General features: G+C 71.8%; 14 protein-coding genes, 1 tRNA gene and 1 pseudogene. 12 read left to right on the top strand and 4 right to left on the bottom strand.

Going from position 1 to position 16,764, the window contains the following annotated elements; genetic code table 11:
• The first annotated feature begins 12 nt into the window (after window positions 1-12).
• From bcp to ACSNOA_RS07470, 3 genes and pseudogenes are all read left to right on the top strand, one after another.
• Window positions 13-489: a thioredoxin-dependent thiol peroxidase gene (bcp, locus tag ACSNOA_RS07480; protein ID WP_436657198.1), complete on the top strand. Its 477-nt coding sequence runs from the start codon at window positions 13-15 to the stop codon at window positions 487-489.
• 58 nt (window positions 490-547) lie between these two features.
• Window positions 548-633: transfer RNA gene (locus tag ACSNOA_RS07475), tRNA-Leu, on the top strand.
• A 66-nt stretch (window positions 634-699) separates the two neighbouring features.
• Window positions 700-1,243, top strand: a pseudogene (locus tag ACSNOA_RS07470) (N-acetyltransferase family protein).
• 24 nt (window positions 1,244-1,267) lie between these two features.
• On the opposite strand, the gene ACSNOA_RS07465 reads toward ACSNOA_RS07470, so the two are convergent.
• Complete coding sequence (locus ACSNOA_RS07465; RefSeq protein WP_436657197.1) at window positions 1,268-2,086, bottom strand: MOSC domain-containing protein; 819 nt, start codon at window positions 2,084-2,086, stop codon at window positions 1,268-1,270.
• A 4-nt stretch (window positions 2,087-2,090) separates the two neighbouring features.
• A complete protein-coding gene (locus ACSNOA_RS07460; RefSeq protein ID WP_436657196.1) occupies window positions 2,091-2,924 on the bottom strand; it encodes a class I SAM-dependent methyltransferase in 834 nt (277 codons plus the stop codon).
• 140 nt (window positions 2,925-3,064) lie between these two features.
• Here ACSNOA_RS07460 and ACSNOA_RS07455 point away from each other — a divergent pair, with 140 nt between their 5' ends.
• The 7 genes from ACSNOA_RS07455 (at window position 3,065) to ACSNOA_RS07425 (ending at window position 10,974) form a co-directional block, all read left to right on the top strand.
• Complete coding sequence (locus ACSNOA_RS07455) at window positions 3,065-4,132, top strand: LCP family protein (protein ID WP_436657195.1); 1,068 nt, start codon at window positions 3,065-3,067, stop codon at window positions 4,130-4,132.
• A 355-nt stretch (window positions 4,133-4,487) separates the two neighbouring features.
• Complete coding sequence (locus ACSNOA_RS07450; protein WP_436658340.1) at window positions 4,488-5,792, top strand: sugar transferase; 1,305 nt, start codon at window positions 4,488-4,490, stop codon at window positions 5,790-5,792.
• A 154-nt stretch (window positions 5,793-5,946) separates the two neighbouring features.
• Window positions 5,947-7,215 carry a lipopolysaccharide biosynthesis protein gene (locus ACSNOA_RS07445; RefSeq protein ID WP_436657194.1) on the top strand — a complete coding sequence of 423 codons (1,269 nt, stop codon included), beginning with the start codon at window positions 5,947-5,949 and terminating at the stop codon, window positions 7,213-7,215.
• Between the two features lies 1 nt (window position 7,216).
• Window positions 7,217-8,068, top strand: coding sequence for a glycosyltransferase (locus tag ACSNOA_RS07440; RefSeq protein ID WP_436657193.1), 852 nt, complete (start codon window positions 7,217-7,219; stop codon window positions 8,066-8,068).
• On the top strand, window positions 8,065-9,147 hold the full coding sequence (locus ACSNOA_RS07435; RefSeq protein WP_436657192.1) for a glycosyltransferase family 4 protein: 1,083 nt from the start codon (window positions 8,065-8,067) through the stop codon (window positions 9,145-9,147). Before ACSNOA_RS07440 ends, ACSNOA_RS07435 begins: the two co-directional genes overlap by 4 nt.
• A 67-nt stretch (window positions 9,148-9,214) precedes the next feature.
• A complete protein-coding gene (locus tag ACSNOA_RS07430) occupies window positions 9,215-10,129 on the top strand; it encodes a glycosyltransferase family 2 protein (RefSeq protein ID WP_436657191.1) in 915 nt (304 codons plus the stop codon).
• On the top strand, window positions 10,129-10,974 hold the full coding sequence (locus ACSNOA_RS07425) for a glycosyltransferase family 2 protein (RefSeq protein WP_436657189.1): 846 nt from the start codon (window positions 10,129-10,131) through the stop codon (window positions 10,972-10,974). Before ACSNOA_RS07430 ends, ACSNOA_RS07425 begins: the two co-directional genes overlap by 1 nt.
• Before the next feature lies 1 nt (window position 10,975).
• On the opposite strand, the gene ACSNOA_RS07420 is transcribed toward ACSNOA_RS07425, so the two are convergent.
• Entirely contained in the window at window positions 10,976-12,607 is a 1,632-nt protein-coding gene (locus tag ACSNOA_RS07420; protein WP_436657188.1) for a hypothetical protein, read from the bottom strand.
• A 370-nt stretch (window positions 12,608-12,977) separates the two neighbouring features.
• Between ACSNOA_RS07420 and ACSNOA_RS07415 the strand changes: the two genes are divergently transcribed.
• Window positions 12,978-14,447 carry a hypothetical protein gene (locus tag ACSNOA_RS07415; protein ID WP_436657187.1) on the top strand — a complete coding sequence of 490 codons (1,470 nt, stop codon included), beginning with the start codon at window positions 12,978-12,980 and terminating at the stop codon, window positions 14,445-14,447.
• A gap of 43 nt (window positions 14,448-14,490) precedes the next feature.
• Here the strand turns inward: ACSNOA_RS07415 and ACSNOA_RS07410 are convergent, their stop codons facing one another.
• Window positions 14,491-15,759 carry a hypothetical protein gene (locus tag ACSNOA_RS07410; protein ID WP_436657186.1) on the bottom strand — a complete coding sequence of 423 codons (1,269 nt, stop codon included), beginning with the start codon at window positions 15,757-15,759 and terminating at the stop codon, window positions 14,491-14,493.
• A 146-nt stretch (window positions 15,760-15,905) separates the two neighbouring features.
• Between ACSNOA_RS07410 and ACSNOA_RS07405 the strand changes: the two genes are divergently transcribed.
• Complete coding sequence (locus tag ACSNOA_RS07405) at window positions 15,906-16,757, top strand: MurR/RpiR family transcriptional regulator (RefSeq protein WP_436657185.1); 852 nt, start codon at window positions 15,906-15,908, stop codon at window positions 16,755-16,757.
• The last annotated feature ends 7 nt before the right edge of the window (window positions 16,758-16,764 follow it).

Below are 16,764 nucleotides of genomic sequence, written 5' to 3'. Positions count from 1 at the left end.
AGGGTCGGGGCCATGACCGCGCCTGACCGCCTCGCCCCCGGTGACCCCGCGCCCGACTTCACCCTCCCCACCGACACCGGCGACACCCTCGCCCTGGCCGACCTGCGCGGCCGCCGCGTCATCCTCTACGCCTACCCGGCGGCCATGACCCCCGGCTGCACCAAGCAGGCGTGCGACTTCCGCGACTCCCTCGCGTCGCTCCAGGCGGCGGGCTACGAGGTGGTCGGCCTCTCGCCGGACAAGCCGGAGAAGCTCGCGAAGTTCCGGGAGCGGGACGCCATCACCTTCCCGCTGGTGTCCGACCCCGACAAGTCCGTGCTCGCGGCCTACGGCGCGTACGGCGAGAAGCAGCTCTACGGCAAGACGGTCACCGGCGTGATCCGCTCGACGTTCGTCATCGACGCCGACGGCAAGATCGAGCGGGCGCTCTACAACGTCAAGGCCACCGGGCACGTGGCCAAGCTCCGCCGCGACCTCGGCCTCGACTGACGCTGCGGGGCCGGGCGCGCCACCGCCTCGGACGGGCGCTCTAGACTCAGCAACGCACGCGGGAGTGGCGTAACGGCAGCCGCGGTAGGTTTAGGTCCTATTGTCCGAAAGGACGTGGGGGTTCGAATCCCCCCTCCCGCACCAGCGGCGGTTGTCGCCCGCGTCACGATCGGGGGTGCCCGCGCGGCACGGCGGGCCAGGATGGCGGTCGTGACCCTGCGCTTCGTCCTCGACCCCGAGCTCACCCCTCGGCTACGCGACGAGATCGTCGCGCTCTGGGTGGACGTCAGCAACGCCCGGCGGGGCGGTCGGCTTCGTGCCACCCGTGACCGCGGACGACGTCCGCACCATCGCCGACCCGACGTTCACGGAGATCGCCGACGGCCCGGACCGGCTGCTGCTCGGCTACGAGGGGCAGCGGCTCGTGGCCGCGCTCGTCTTCGCCGACAACCGGTTCAGCCTCAAGACGCACTGGTGCGTGCTGAAGCGGGTGATGGTCCACCCGGCCACCCAGGGCCGGGGGTACGGGCTGGCGCTCATGCGCGAGGCCGAACGCGTCGCGCGCGACCTCGGTCTCGCCGCGCTGCACGTGACCCTGCGGGACGGGCTGGGGCTCGACCACTTCTACCGGCGGCTCGGCTACCGGGAGATCGGCCGGCTGCCCGGCGCGCTGCGGGTGGCGCCCGGCGACGACCGGGACGAGGTCCTCATGTGGCTGGACCTCACGCCGGCCACGGGTGACGCGCGGACGTAGGGCGCCGCAGCGGCCGGGCCGTCGTCAGTCGCTCACGCTCACCGGGTCGCCGACCGCCAGCCGCCCGGTCCCGACGGGGACGAGGTGCAGTCCGAAGAGGAGCTTCTGCCGGATGTTGCGGTGCCGGCCCAGGGTGCGCAGGGGCTCCCTGCCGCGTACCCCGGTCTCCTGGTCGGTGGTGGTGACCACGCAGCGGTCACATGCCCCGGCGGCACGGAACCACACGTCACCGATGCGCAGCCGGCGGCCCTGCCACCCGTCCTCCGCCCACGCCGGCGCCCCCTCGACGACCAGGTTGGGACGGAACCGGCTCATCGGCACGGGTTCCTCGCCGGCCTCGACCAGCCAGTCGGCGAGGGCGGTCAGCGAGGCGGCGTTGGCCAGCAGCAACGGGTAGGCGTCGGCGAAGCTGACCTGGTCGCCGGTGTCGTGCTCCCGCTCGTCGACGCCGAGGTGCCGCGTGGGCCGGGCCAGCCAGACCAGCCGGACCGGCCGGCCGAGCAGCGCGCCGAGCCACTCGTCGGCGGCCGGCCCGGCGGGCAGCGCCGGCACGGGCACCTTTCGGCTGCGGAACGTCCGCACCTGCACCGGCTCGCCGCCAGCCGGCTCGGGCACGTCGAGGTCGGGCCGCCCCTCGGCGCTCAGGACCAGGCCACCGTCGCGGGGTGTGGCGTGCAGGCCGACGAGCCGGGTCGTCTCCCGCTGGGTGACGCCGACGCCGTCGGCGTCCACCACCATCCACCGCCGGTCACCGGCCAGGCCCCACGGCTGCACCGACGCGCCGTCGTGGTCGAGCCGGTGACAACCCTTGACGGGGTACGTGGAGATCGCGTTCAGCCGCACCCGCTCACCATGCCACGCCGATGCCGTCCCCCGGGTACCAGTGGTTGGCGGGCGTCTCCCGGTAGGCGAGGAACCGGCGGCCGGTGCGTTCGGCGTGCTCGGCGAGGACGTTCGTGGCGGTGACGTTGTCGGTGAGCAGGATCGCGCCCGGGGCGAGCTTGGGCTCCACGGCCTCGAACTCGCGCTTCTCGTGGGCGCGACTGTGGTCGCTGTCGTGCAGGAACAAATCGACCGGCCGGTCCAGCGCCGCGATGGAGGCGATCGAGTCGCCGATCACCAGGTCCACCACCTCCGACCAGGGCGCGGAGCGGGCCAGGTAACCGGCCTCCGGGTTGATGTCCAGCGAAGTGAGCCGGCCGGGATGCCCCTCCTCGGCGTTGCGCAGCAGGGCCGAGGCCAGGACGCAACTGCCGAGGCCCTTGTCCACCCCGGTCTCCACGACGTGGGTCGGGCGCGTGGCGCGGACGATCGCGTACCAGCCGATCCGCCGCGCGTAGCGGACGCGCCGGTCGGCGAGGCCGCGCCGGGCCGCACGCGCCGTCGCCTGCTCGATGTGCCGCCGCAGCCCGTCGTCCGACTCGATCTCGGCGAGGTGGCCGCGCACCTGCGTCACCGGCACGTCGCAGACGACGCTCACGAACCAGGCCAGGTGGTGGCGGCTGAGCGTGGTCAGGTCGTACGTGTAGTTGTGGTGCTCCCGCGAGGTGACCAGCCACCGGGCCGAGGTCCGCAGCACCTTGGTGTCGTGACGGGCCACCGAGGCCAGCCGCTTGGGAAACGCGGCGACGGGGGCGAGCCGGGTACGGGCTATCGCCCGCCGGAGCTTCGTTGCGTCCACCCGTGACTTCATACCAGCAGACGGTGACCGATGGCGATACGTCGGCCTTTCAGCCTGTGAAAGAACTGCCTCCGGTCGGTGTCGCAGAGCCGACCGGACGAGGGTACGCGCACCGAAACGCGAATAAGTAGCATCGCGCCATGCGTCAGAGCCAGGAGCACGCCGAGCCCGCGACCCAGTTCCTCCCGAGGCAGCCGGGGCAGGAGCCGGCCACCGAGGAACAGCCGCCTCCGCGGCGTCGCCGGTGGCGGAAGGTCCTCCTCATCAGTCTCGTCGTCGTGGTGCTGCTCGCGGGCGCCGGTCTGATCGGCGGCGGCCTGTACGTTCGCTCCATCAACTCGGGGATCGAGCGGGTCGACGCCTTCGACGGCGTGCCGGAGGAGTCCCGCCCACAGGTCGTCGCCAAGGACGCCATGAACATCATGATCCTGGGCAGCGACTCCCGCGACCCGGAGAACACGGGCGGCTCCCGGAGCGACACCATCATCCTGGCCCACCTGCCGGCCGACCGGTCGAGCGCCCAGCTCATCTCGATCCCCCGCGACACGTGGGTGCACGTGCCGAAGTCCAAGGAGGGGCGGGGCGGCCGCGACGCCAAGATCAACGCAGCGTACGCGTGGGGCGGCATTCCGCTGATGGTGCAGGCCGTGGAGGAGTTCACGGGCGTCCGCGTCGACCACGTCACGATGGTGGACTTCTCCGGTTTCAAGGAGATCGTCGACGCCCTGGGCGGCGTCAACATCGACGTGGAGAAGGGCTTCACCACGGCGTACGCGCTCAACGGCAGCCGCACGTTCCCCACCGGCCCGCAGACCATGAACGGCGCCGCCGCGCTCGACTACGCGCGTGAGCGGCACGCCTTCGCCGACGGCGACTTCGCCCGCATCCGCCACCAGCAGCAGGTGATCAAAGCGATCCTCGACAAGGCGGCGTCCGGCGGCACGCTGGCCAGCCCGGGCAAGCTGAACTCGTTCGTGAAGGCCACCGCGGACGCCGTGGCGGTGGACAAGTCACTGTCCCTCGTGGACCTCGCGATGGAGATGCGCGGGCTGCGCAGCGGCAACCTCACGTTCGTCACCTGCCCCACGAAGGGAACGGGCCAGATGGGGAACGAGAGCGTCGTGATCGCCGACAAGGCGAAGGCCAAGGTCCTGTTCGACGCCGTCCGCCGTGACGCGGTCTCCGAGATCCTGGCTGCCGGAAAGTAGGAGGCCGAACTGTGCCGCGGGCTCTGGTACGGCGGCAGACGTGGCCATATCCTGCGTTCGCCCATAGGCCGGCATGCACGGCTGGGGCTGTCACGGGGGAGGACAATCCATGTCGAGCCAACCGGCGATAAGTGAGCCGGCTGCGGCCGCCACGCGCCTTGCCGAAGCACCGGCACACGAAGGAGAAGAGCACGAACCCACCGGCGACGAGCGGATCCTCACGGCGCTGCCGTCGATGCGGCTGACGGACGACCCGCCGGTCGTCGCCGACAGGCGCAGCGGCCTCGACACGACGGCGGTCCTGCCGTACGCCAGTTCCCGGGCCTCGAAGCGCACACGCTGGCTCCGATCCTGGATGCTGACGGCGCCCTTCGATGTCGTCGCGCTCCTGTCGCCGTTGCTGCTCACGCAGCACTACTGGCGCGGGACGCTGGCCAACGCGGCGCTCACGGTGGCCATCTTCACCACCGGCGGGCTCTACCGGGCCCGCCGCCACATCGGCATCCTCGACGAGCTGCCGAGCATCGGTGGGCGGCTGCTGGCGTCCGCCGCCGTGGTGGCCATCATCGCGGCCGAGCGCCACGACTCGGTGACGTACGTCGGCGGGTTCATGCGCGGTGTCGCGATCTCGGCGGGGTTGGTGATCGTCGGCCGTGCCGTCAGCCGGATGCTCGCGAACTCGGCCCGTAAGCGCCGGTGGGTGGAGCACAACGCCATCGTGATCGGCAGCGGCCCGGTGGGGGTCGAACTCGCCCGGCTCCTGCGCCGCTACCCGCGGTACGGCCTGCGGTTCGTGGGCTGCGTCGACGCGCCGTCGCGGCAGGGCGTGGGGTCGGTTCCGCTCATCGGCACCCTCGACGACCTCGAGAAGCTCACCACGATGCTGGATTGCGACGTGCTGGTCATCGCCGACCCGGACTGCCCGGAGTCCGCGCTCATGGAGATCCTGCTCCAGCCGGCCAGCTCACGTTGCGACCTCTGGGCGGTTCCGCGGCTCTGGGGCTCCCGGTCCCTCGGCGGATATCCGGACCACATCGGCGCCATCCCCATCGTCAAGATCGGTGACACCAAGCTGTCGGGCCCACGGTGGGCCATCAAGCGGGCCTCGGACGTGGTCTTCGCCGCCGTGGCGTTGATCGTCCTGAGCCCGGTGCTCCTGCTCTGCGCGATCGCGACCCTCCTCGACGGCGGTCGGGGCATCTTCTTCTACCAGGAACGGATCGGCCGGTACGGCAGGTCGTTCAACGTCATCAAGTTCCGCTCGATGCGCCCGGTCGACGAGCACGAGTCGCAGACGAACTGGTCCATCGCCCACGACCGGCGGGTCGGGCCGGTCGGCCGCTTCATGCGGCGTACGTCGCTGGACGAGCTTCCCCAGCTCTGGAACATCCTGCGCGGTGACATGAGCGTGGTGGGGCCGCGACCCGAGCGTCCCTACTTCGTCGAGAAGTTCTCGGCCGAGTACCCGCACTACGCCATGCGTCACCGGGTGCCCGTCGGCCTCACCGGGCTCGCGCAGGTCAGCGGCCTGCGCGGCGACACCCCCATCTCCGACCGGGCGCGGTTCGACAACTACTACATCGAGAACTGGTCGCTCTGGCTCGACATCAAGGTGGTGCTCCGGACCGTCGCGGAGGTGTTCCGGGGTGGCGGTCGGTGACCGGTTCGACCACCCGGGCCGCCCGTCCTGACCGGCCGGTCCGTCGGCGGGAGCCGGCCAGGCGTTTGCGGGTCGAAACTCGTTCGGGTAGAACATGCCGGCGACGTGGAACTCGTCGTACCCGTCCAGGTGCCACGCGGTTTAGGGGAGACGAGTGACAGGCGGTTCGCTGGTCGACGCTGCCCAGGAGTCCCCCGACCTCGGCGCGGACCGGCCTCCCGGGCGCCGGGCGCCGGACCTCGTCCGGCTGCTCCTCGCACCCGAACGTCTCTACATCGCCGCTCTCGGCCTCACGGGCCTCGCCGCGGTGGTGTCGGTGACGCTACCCGCGGCGGAGCGCGGTGAACTGTCGGCCAACATGGTGAGCGCGACGCTCGGCGCGGCCGTAGGCGGTCTGTCGCTGGACACGTTCCTGCTGTCCCGCCCGGCCGGCTGGATCTTCTCCCGTGGCCGGACGTGGATCCTCGGGATCCTCGGGATCTCGATCCTCCTGTCCGGCGTCGCGGCCGCGCTGCTCACCACGGCCGCCGGCATCGGCAGTCACCTGATCGGCGTGGGTTCCGCCGCCGGTCTGACCGTCTTCAACACCGTCTCGTCGATCGCCCTGCGCCAGGGCCGCTTCCGGCTCGTCTACGCGATGCGCGCGGTGAGCGGGGCCGTCCTGGTCGGCGGTTACGTGGCGCTCTACGCCGCCGGGCATCTCGACGGCGGCCTGTGGAGCGAGGTCTGGCTCGCGGTGCAGTGGCTCAGCGCGCTGGCCGTGTGCGGCCTGGTGCTGGGGCTGGTCCGGCGGGTCGGCGCGCCGCCGGCGCCCACGGCCACGAGATCCGACTACCGGGCGGACATGCTCGCGGTCGGAAGCCTCCACATCGGAATCTTCGCGCAGATGATGACGCTGCGGTTCAACCAGATCCTGGTGGCCCGGTTCGTTGGGGCCGGGCCCCTCGGCGTCTACGCGCTGGCGGTCGCGGCGTTGGAGTTCGCCCAGGCCGGCGCCGTGGTCGCCGCGCAGCGGATCCTCGCCGACCGGAAGGGGTCGGATGGCCGCGACCCGACGCGAGCCGTGGTGAAGGCCGCCCTGCCGATCGCCGTGGCCGCCGTCGTCGGCCTCGCCGTGTTGGGCTTCCTCCAGCCGGAGTACCGGCACGCGTGGATCCTCGGTCTCGTTCTCCTGCCCGGCTCGCTGGCCACGGCCGCCGGCAAGAGCTGGAGCGCCCTCCTGTTGAAGAGGCGGGGCGAGAAGGCGACCACGGTCGTCGCCATCATCACCTTGGTAGTCGCGATACCGGCGTACTTCGGGATCATTCCGTGGGCCGGCGCGATCGGAGCGGCTGTCGCCTCCTCGCTCGCCTACGCCGTACACGCCTTCGCGTCGAGAGCGAGCCTGCGACGAGCGCAGCCGCCGGATCATGGGACGGTTTGAAATGGATGTCTCAATTGTCGTCCTCGCCTGGGAGGACTTCGAGCGGACCCGCGCGTGCGTCCTGTCGATGCCGCCGGAGGCGGAGATCGTCGTCGTCGACAACGGCAGTTCGGAGCACATCCGGCAGGCGCTCAGCGAGTTCTGCGCCCAGCAGGGCGTCACGTACGTCCAGTCCGGCTCGAACCTGGGGTACGCCCGGGGAATGAACCTCGGCGTGCGCCACACGAGCAGGGCGAACGTCATCCTGTCCAACAACGACATCATCGTGCACGACGGCGCCGTGGCCCGCCTGCTGGCCGCCCTCGACGACCCCGGGGTGGGTGCGGCCTTCCCGGCCGTGGTGACTCCGACGGGCGTCCAGCAGACGGAGGGCGGACGCTTCCTGACCATGCGGGTCGGGCTCGCCCACGCCACCGGGCTGAGCCTGGTCATGCCGCGCCTGCGCATCGTCGCGCCGCCGGCGGACGCGGACTGGCTGACGGGACCCTTCGTCGCCCTGCGTCGCAGCACCTTCGACGCCATCGGCGGGGTCGACGAGACGTCCTTCTTCTACTCAGAGGACATGCGGCTCTGCTGGGCGGTGCGCCAGCACGGTTTGCGGCTGGCGTACGTGCCGGAGGCCGTGATCATGCACGAGGACGACGCGACGGCCAAGCGCCGCTGGTCCGAGGCGGAGATCTCGCGGCGGCGCACCCGGGAGTTCATCCGGGCGAGCCGGGACATGGGTGGACGCCGCGGTCACGTCGCCGCCACGGCGTACGTCTGCGGCGTGCTGCTCCGGGCGGCAGTCGGCCCCGACCCGGTACGTCGCGCGATCGCGCGGGGCGCCGTCGAGGGGCTGCGTGCCTCGTGAAGGTGCTGTTCGTCTGCACCACGGGAGGCTCCGGCCGGCGGCAACTCGGCGGCGCCGAACGGATCCTCACCGAACTCATCCCCGCCCATGCCCGCACCGGCGTCGACGTGCTCGCCGCCACCTCCGACGACGAGGTGGGCAGGGCCCTGCGGGAGGCCGGCGTGCCCTGGATCCCGCTCAGTGCGGCCAGCCGGATCGACCTGACCTACGCACGGGAGATCCGCCGCCTCGTCCGTGAGGTCAAGCCGGACGTGGTCTGCGCACACCTGCTGTCGGCCGCGATGCACTCGCGGGCCGCGCTGAGCGTAGAGCGTCAGCGGACGCCGCTCGTGGTGAGCCTGCACAACAGCCTCTGGCAGTACCGGGACACCGCCGAATCGCTGCCGCAGAAGGCCACCGTGCAGGCCAACATCACGCTCGATCTGGCCATGCGCCGCCTCCGGCCGCACGCCACGGTCGCCGTGTCCGAGTTCGAGGCCGCCGAGCTGCGGGACCGCGGCCGTGTCAAGAACGTTCACCTCATCCCGAATCCGCTGCCAGCGACCTGGCCCGACCCGAAGCCCGCGGGCACACCGACGCCCGGGCGCCGGCCGGTCGTCGGCTACCTCGGCCGACTGGAGAAGGAGAAGGGCGCCGACCTGCTGGCCGAGATCGCCGCGCACCTGCCGGAGGCCGACTTCCGGGTCGCCGGCGCCGGTGCGCTGCCGATCGCCGCCCGACCGAACCTCGAACTCGTCGGCCGGGTCGACGCGGCGGACTTCCTGCAGCGGATCGACTGCCTCCTGGTCCCGTCCAGGGTGGAGTCCTTCGGGCTCAGCGCGCTGGAGGCGTTGTCCCTCGGGGTGCCCGTGGTGCACACCGGGGCCGGCGGCCTCGCCGAGGTCACGCGGCACGCCGACGGCGCCCTCGCCTTCCGGTCGGACCCCACACCCACCGCGTTGGCTGCCGCGATCCGGGAGGCGCTCGGCCGCGCCGACTCCACGGACGAGCGACAGCGCGTGGCCGAGTGGTACGCCGAGGAGTACGCGTTCGACCGCTGCGTGGCGCGCTGGCAGAACCTCTACCGGTCGCTGCTGTGACCGGAGCGTCGTGGCCGCGAGTGCCCGCACGTCACCTGATCGGCGAACGGATGAAGGCGGTGCCCGAGTGGCGGAAGAACTGACGATCGTCACGGTGCTCTACCGATCGGCCGACATGCTCGCCGAGACGCTTCCCACCTGGGTACGCAGCGCCGCCGGGCTCCCGGTGCGGTTCGTCTTCGCCGACAACTGGCCCGAGGACGGATGCGAGAAGGTCATCGCCGGTCTCCTCGACGACGACCGGTACACGTACCTCCCCGACGCGTCGAACCCGGGGTTCGCCGCAGGCTGCAACCGGGCGGTCGGCGCCGCGACGACGAGCCACGTCTTCCTGCTGAACCCGGACGTCTGGCTGCCCGACGACGCGCTGGCGCGCATCCACGCCGCCGTCACCGAGGACCCCGACACCCCCGTCGCGGTGGGCCTCGCCATGCACGGCGGCCGGTACGTGGGCATCGACCTGAATCCGATCTCGCTCTTCATCGACCGGTCGGCCACGGCGTCGCGGGGACCCCTCGGGCCGTCGGGCGGCGCGGCCGTCTTTCCGACCGGGTTGTTCCACCGGTTCGGGGGCTTCTACGAGCACCTGTTCGCCTGGGGCGAGGACGCCGACCTCGCCTTCCGGCTGTACGCCGCGGGCCTGCGTACCCGCGGCCTGGACCTCGTGCTCCCGCACGCCGGCGGCCACAGCGTGGAGGGCGACAACAAGCTCCAGGGATTCCGGGCGTTCCTCCTGGCCCGCAATCGGCTCCTGGTCGCGGCCCGCACCTTCACCTGGCCGCTGATGGTCGTCGCGATACCGGTCCTCGCGCTGGCGCACCTCGCGCTCGCGGCACGGCGCGTCCGTCAGGGCCTGCTCCGACCATTCCTGCGCGGTGTGGGCCGTGGGCTGCTCGACGGGCCGGCCGCCCGGCGGCAGTGGAAGGGCGAGAGGTTCGGCTTCGCATCCCTGTTCGGCTACCTGAAAGGTCGGAGAGCCTGATGGCAGGACACCCCTGGAGTGTCGTGACGGTCACCTACAACTCGGCGGACACGCTGCGCCGGTGCTGGCGGGGAGCGGAGAAGCCGTACGAGTGGATCGTCGTGGACAACCGCTCGGCCGACGACTCCGCCGCGGTCGCCGAGGAACTGGGCGCCCGCGTCATCCGGCTGGACGAGAACGTCGGCTTCGCCAAGGCCAACAACGTGGGCGTACGGGAGGCCGCGGGCGAGTACCTCCTCTTCGCGAACCCCGACCTGGAGATCCGCCCGGACGGCCTCGACGTGCTCAAGCGGCACCTCGACGCGCACGGCGGCCTGGTCGCTCCGCAACTGCTGTCGTCGGAGGGAGTCCCGCAGCCCAACGGCCGTGGCTTCCCCTACGCCACGGCGAAGTTGGGCAATCGGAAGATCTGGCCGCTGTCCCGCCTCCACGCCTCGTACCGGATGGTGGCAAAACCCGGCGAGGTGTTCTACGTCGCCTGGCTCATGGGCGCCGCGGTCGCCGGCCGCACCCGGGACCTCGTCGAGATCGGCGGGTGGAACGAGGAGTTCTTCCTCTACTACGAGGACCACGAGCTCGGGTTGCGCGCGTGGCGTCACGGCCTGCCCGTCGCGTTGCTGGGTGACGTCCAGTGGACCCACCACTGGGGGCGGGCCACGAACACCTTCCGGTGGTCCAAGGCGCACACCCTGGAGTTGCAGAGCGCCCGGACCTTCTTCGGCATGTTCCCCGAGTTCCTGATCGGGCTGCCTCCGGCCTCGCGACGGCACCGTGAGGCCGCACGGCTGATCGGCTCGTCGGTGTCGCACGCGCCCGCGGCCGACGTGGCCGAACCCCGGCGGTAGCTCAGCCGAGCGGTCCGCGCGGAGGCACACCGCCGATCGTCGTACCCGCGACCGGCAGGGGCACCCCCTCGGTGGTGTTCCCTGCCGGTCGGGCGCCCCACGGTGGCGGCACGAGTTGCCGTGGCGGCCGGGCCGCCGACGACGGGTCGCCCGCGGCACCCAACCCGACAGCCAGCAGGAAGACGGCCACCGCCCCCAGCCACAACCACACGTCGAAGAAGAAGACCTGGGCGGTGAACCCCACGATCAGCAGACGGGCGGGCAGGGAGCGCAGACGCCGGTACGCGACGGCCAGGAGCAGCAGCAGGCCGGCCAGCCCGACCAGCCCGTAGTTGTACCAGAAGGTCAGGTACGTGTTGTCGAAGACCTGCGCCTCGCCGTCGCCGATGCCGATGTTCTCCAGGTAGCGCACGTTGGATTCCGGCCCGTTACCGAAGACGATGGTGGACCAGTCTTGTGTGATGCCGTCCCAGACGACGCTGATACGGGTGAAGCGTGCGTCTGCGCTGGCCGAGTCCATGGGGTCGGAGAGCCTCCCCCCGCTCGAGGGTGCGGGGGCGACGGACGTGGGGGCGGGAACCGCGGCGGTCGGTGCGGCAGCGGACGTGGGCGCCGACGCGGAGGTCGGTGCGGCGGCGGAGGTCGGGGCGGCAGCGGACGTCGGCGCCGCAGCGGACGTCGGGGCCGCAGCGGACGTCGGCGCGGCGGGGGCGACCGAGGGGGCGGCCGGCGGCGCGACCCACACCGCCGGGGCGGGCGCGGGGCGGAAGGCCGGCGAATCGACCGCCACTCCCACGAGGGTGACCGCGGCGATGGCAATCGCGCTGCCGATTCCGCGCCAGGAGACCCTGCGCCAGGTGAAGAACAGCCACAGCGCAAGGGCCAGAACCATGCCGACCCACGCGCTTCGCGTACCCGAGAGCACCAATCCCACCAGGTTGGCCGTGAAGGGCACGTACCAGAGCCGGCCCCGGATGGTCAGCGCGACGAGCGCCATGGCCATGGCGAACGTGCCGTAGATGATGGGATGTCCCGAGATACCGACGGCGCGGGTCGCGTCGAATGCGGAGGTGTAGGTCCAGTCGTACGCGAGCTGATCGAAGATCGGCCAGGTGCGGGACAGGGTCTGGTACTTGGCGAAAACGGCAACGGCGACGCTGAACCAGGTGAACGCCTCGGCGATTCGAATGATGAGCCGGGAATCGCGACGTGCCTCCTCGACGAGGTGCCACGCCACCACGCCGAAACACAGGAGGGGCGCGACACCGACGACCACCGGCTTGATCCCGTGCCAGTGCACGAGGCCGGCCAGCACCGCGCAGAGCGGAAGCAGGACCACCGCTGCCATCAGCCGCGGATGCCACCCGTCCCGTTCCGCGCGGAGCACACGCCCCCAGACGGCGAGGACAAAGAGGACCAACAGCAGGGTGTACGACGGATTCGTGGGATAACCGAAATCGATGGTCACCGGAATCACGAACGCAACGACGAATATCGCCCACGTGATCCGGGCAGGCTCCCACAACGCCCATCCCAGAAGTCCGCCGACCAGCACCGCGAGTGCGAGGTCCCACCTCCCCGCCAACAGGAACCCGGCCGCCAACACGACAAGGCCCGCGCCGAGGAAGCGCACCGGGCCTGCGACGCCCCGGATCCCGTGAGTCAACACTCGCACCGTGCGATCGTACGTATCAGCCCCTACCTATCGGCCGCGGGTCTCCACCCCGTAACCACTCAGGTCGGGCGGATCAGGTGAAATGCCGGCGCCAATCCGGGCACCGATTCCGGGCCCTGTCGACATCGTTCGGCCGTGCGTTAGGGTGACGCCCGGCCGGTCGGCAGTCGGGATTGGGATCTGCGTGGTTGCACAGCTCGAACCAGCGGACGTTGGCAGAACCGACGCAGATGCCGCAGGAGCGAAGCGGCCCCACCCCGTCCTGCAGGACATCATCGTCATCCTCGTTCTGCTGGAACTCATTCCTGTCGTACACGACGTCAAGAATGTGCTCACTGCGCCGTACTGGCTCGACGAGGCCTGGGTCGCGCTCTCGGTACGGCTCCCGCTCGGCGACCTGCCGGTGACCACGTCGTCGAGCCCGCTCGGATGGAGCTTCCTGCTGCGGCTCGTCCCCGATACGGACTACCTGCGGGTGGTGCCGCTCGTGTTCCACGGACTCGCGGTCGTGGCAGCGTACGCGTTCGGCCGGTCGCTGAGGTGGCCGACGCCGGGCCGGGGCGTCGTGGCGGGCGGCGCCTGCGCGGTCGCCGTCCTCCTCCTACCCGCCCAGCAGGTTCGCCACGACCTCAAGCAGTACACCGCCGACGCCGCCGTCGCGGTGGGCCTGCTCGTCCTGCTCTCCTGGACCGAACAGCGCTGGTCCCGGAGGCGACTGGGCGCGATCACCGCGGTGGTCGCCGTGGGGATGCTCGTCAGTCACGTGACCGCGATCGTCGCTCCCTGTGTGTTCGGCGCGCTCCTGCTCACGACGGCCATCCAGCGGCAGTGGCAGCGACTCGTCGAGGTGGCCCTGGCCGCGGTCAACGCGGCGCTGATCATCGCAGCCGTCTACTTCGGCATCTCCGCGCGCGGTCGCAACGAGGCGATGCAGCAGTACTGGGCCGGCAGCTTTCCCTCGCTGACCGAACTGCCCGCGTACCTCGGACGGCAGATGGAGACCCTGACCCCGTTGATCGGTGCGCCCACGCCGGTCGTTGCCGGCCTCCTCGTCGCCGGCGCGGTGACCCTCACCAAGCGGGACCGGCGCGCCACGATGATCGCGGTGAGCCTGCTGCCGGCGGTCGCGGTGATCCTGGGGGTCATGGGGGTCTATCCGCTGCTGGAACTGCGTACCTCGCATTTCCTGCTCGTCACGGCGGCGGCCGTGGCCGGCATCGGGGTCGCCGGCCTGGCGGATCTCGCCGCCACGCTCACCGGCCGCCGGCTTCGCGCACGGCCCACCGTCGTGGCGGCGGCGCTGTGCGCGGTCCTGCTCGGCGCCTTCGCGCTCGGAAACAACCGCTGGTACCGGTTCGACGGCAACACGTCGGGGCTTTACTACACGGCCGTCGCGGTGACGGACATCCGGTCGGCGACCAGGTACGTGGCCACCCACCGCGCGCCGAACGACGTGATCGTCATGAACAGCGCCGCCTGGTACGGCTTCGCGTTCTACTCCGAGGGCGACCCCATCGAGCTGGTCGCGCCCTATGGCAACACGGTGGGCTGGTGGGTCGAGATGCCCACCCGGTCCGACGTCGTCGTGGTCTCCGGCCGGGACACCGTGGCGATCCGCGGCGGGCTCAGCCACGCGCTGGAACTGGCGGCGCGGCGCGGCGCCGGCGCGCGCGTCTGGCTGATCCGCTCGCACGTGGTCGGCGAGGAGGTGGACGCCTGGCGAGCGGCGCTCGCCGACTACCGGGTCGAGCAGGTCACCGACGGCGTGGAGCCGATAACGTTGATCAGCAAGGGCTGAGGCCCGCCCACGCCGCGGCACGGCCGCGGTGTGGGCGTGGGCGTCAGCTGCCGCGGCTCCACAGATCCCGCAGCGCGTCCCAGTTGCCGGCGATGCCGTCCTCGCAGAGCGTCTCGATGTAGAACGCCCCTTCGATGTCGTCCCGGTCCCACCAGACACCGCAGATCGGCTTGCCGTCCTCGCCCTCGAAGGCGTACTCGACGTAGCTGCCGGCCGCGCCGGTCACGCCGCCCGTCGTCCGACTCGCCTCGCGGAGCCCCGGCGCCAGGGAACCGCCGGCCAGGTTGAGCTGCTGACGGTACGAGCGCGCCGTGTCCTTCTGTTTCCTGCCGGGATAGAGGGCGAAATGCAGCCAGGCTCCCCCGTAGTGGCAGAACACGTGCTGCTTCTCGTCGGACGGCAGCTTGGGCGCGCCGGGCTCGTTGTAGGCCACGCAGCCGCCGATCCGGGCCAGCCAGGGATCGGCCAGGGGCGCCAGTTGGCCGCCGAGCTTCGCCTTGTTGATGGACAGTTGCGTCGCCTCGTAAGGCGGGAGCGGGGCGCTGGCGGACGGCGACGGGGAGGCCTCCGAGCCGCTGCCCCGGCCGATGAAGAAACCCGCGGTGCCGCCCACCAGGGTGAGCACAAGCGCGGCAGCGACCCAGATCCAGTCGCGCCGCTTCGGCTCCGGCCGCACCGGGGTGATCCGCCGGCCTCCCGAGGAGAATGGATCGTACGCCGGCACGGGGTCGGCCGGAGCGGAGTGCGCCGGGGACTGCGGGGCGGCGGAGACCGGCCGGGGCGCCGGCGCCGCGGGCGAGGCCGGTGCGCCGGAGATCGGCTGCGTGGCGGCCGGCCCCGGCTGGCCGGAGACCGACGACGCGTGCATCGCCCACGGGAGCTGCGGCTTGTCGGACACCAGCTCGGGCGCGCCGGAGACCGGGGTCGGTGGCCCGCTGACCTGCTGCGGCACGCCGGACACCGGTGGCGCCGACGCGGGCGGCGCCGAGGTCGGCAGGTCGGGGGCCGGCTGGTAGTCGAGGCCGAGGCTCTGGAAGAGACGCTGCGGCGCGTGCCCCTCCTCGGCCGTGTAGGCCACCCAGGGGTGGGCCGCCGCGAAGTCGGCGCCCGCGTAGGGGTGCCCGCCCTCGGCGTGGGCCAGGGTGTTCGCGGCGCTGGCGAAGGCCTCCCGCCAGCGTGGGTCGGAGGCCGCGACCCCGTCCAACACGGCCACGGTCGCGAACCGCCCCTGCCCATCCACCGCGGCCCAGGCCTTGCCGACCTGACACGCGCCCAGCATGTGGGTGTACCTGTATGGGCTCTCGGGCTGCATGCCACTCCTTAGCTCAACCGCCTTGCGGATCCTACAGAGCCGGAGCGAGCGGAGCTGCCCACCGGTCGGCCGAACGACAGGTCGGTGGAAGGTGCCGCCGCGCGCACGTCTTGCTTCCTGAAAGTTTTCATGCATAGAGTCCCCGTGTGAATGACGGAGCTGTCGCGGCGCCCACCCAGCGCGTGCTCGACCTGTTCCACGGGGTCCGGCTCACCCCCACCCAACGCCGGATCGCGCACTGCCTGGTGCAGCACGCGCCGGCCGTGGCGTACCTCTCCGCGGCCGAGGTGGCCGAGCTGGCCGGGGTCAGCCAGCCGTCCGTCACCCGGTTCGCCGTCGCGCTCGGCCACGACGGCTACCCCGCGCTGCGCCGCCGGCTGCGCGAGCTGGCCGCCGGCACGCCGGACGGCCCGACCGACGCTGGCAACGAACTCCAGCAGGCGGTACGCGCCGAGGCCGGCAACCTGGACCGGCTCGCCGCCCAACTCGCCGACCGCGACCGGATCGCCGGAACCGGCGAGCTGCTCGCCGCCAGCCGGCCGCTGCCGGTGCTCGGCCTGCGCGCCGCCGCGCCGCTGGCCGCGTACTTCGCCTACTTCGCCGCGAAGGTTCTGCCGGACGTCCGGGTGCTCGACGACGGCGGCAGCCTGCTCACCGACCGCCTGGAGCAGGCCGCCGAGGCCGGGGCCAGCGCCCTGCTCGCGTTCGTGCTCCCCCGCTATCCCCGGGAGACCCTGGACGCGCTGCGCGAGGCCCGGGCCGCCGGGCTCGCCGTCGTGGCGATCACCGACTCGCCGGTCAGCCCGGCCACCGAGCACGCCGACGTGGTGCTGCCCGCCACGGTCGGCACCGACCTCGTCTTCGACCTGCACACCGCCCCGATGACCCTGGCCATGGTGCTGCTCCAGGCGATCTGCGACGCCGCACCGGCCGACACCCAGCGCCGGCTCGAGGCGTTCGAGGCGTCCGCTGCCCGCCGACAGCTGTTCCTCGGCTGAGAGGAGA

Origin of the sequence: Micromonospora sp. URMC 103 (assembly GCF_051386435.1) — a bacterium.
Lineage (GTDB): Bacteria > Actinomycetota > Actinomycetes > Mycobacteriales > Micromonosporaceae > Micromonospora.
The sequence above is the reverse complement of the archived record's forward strand: the minus strand, read 5'-3'. Positions and strand labels throughout refer to the sequence as shown.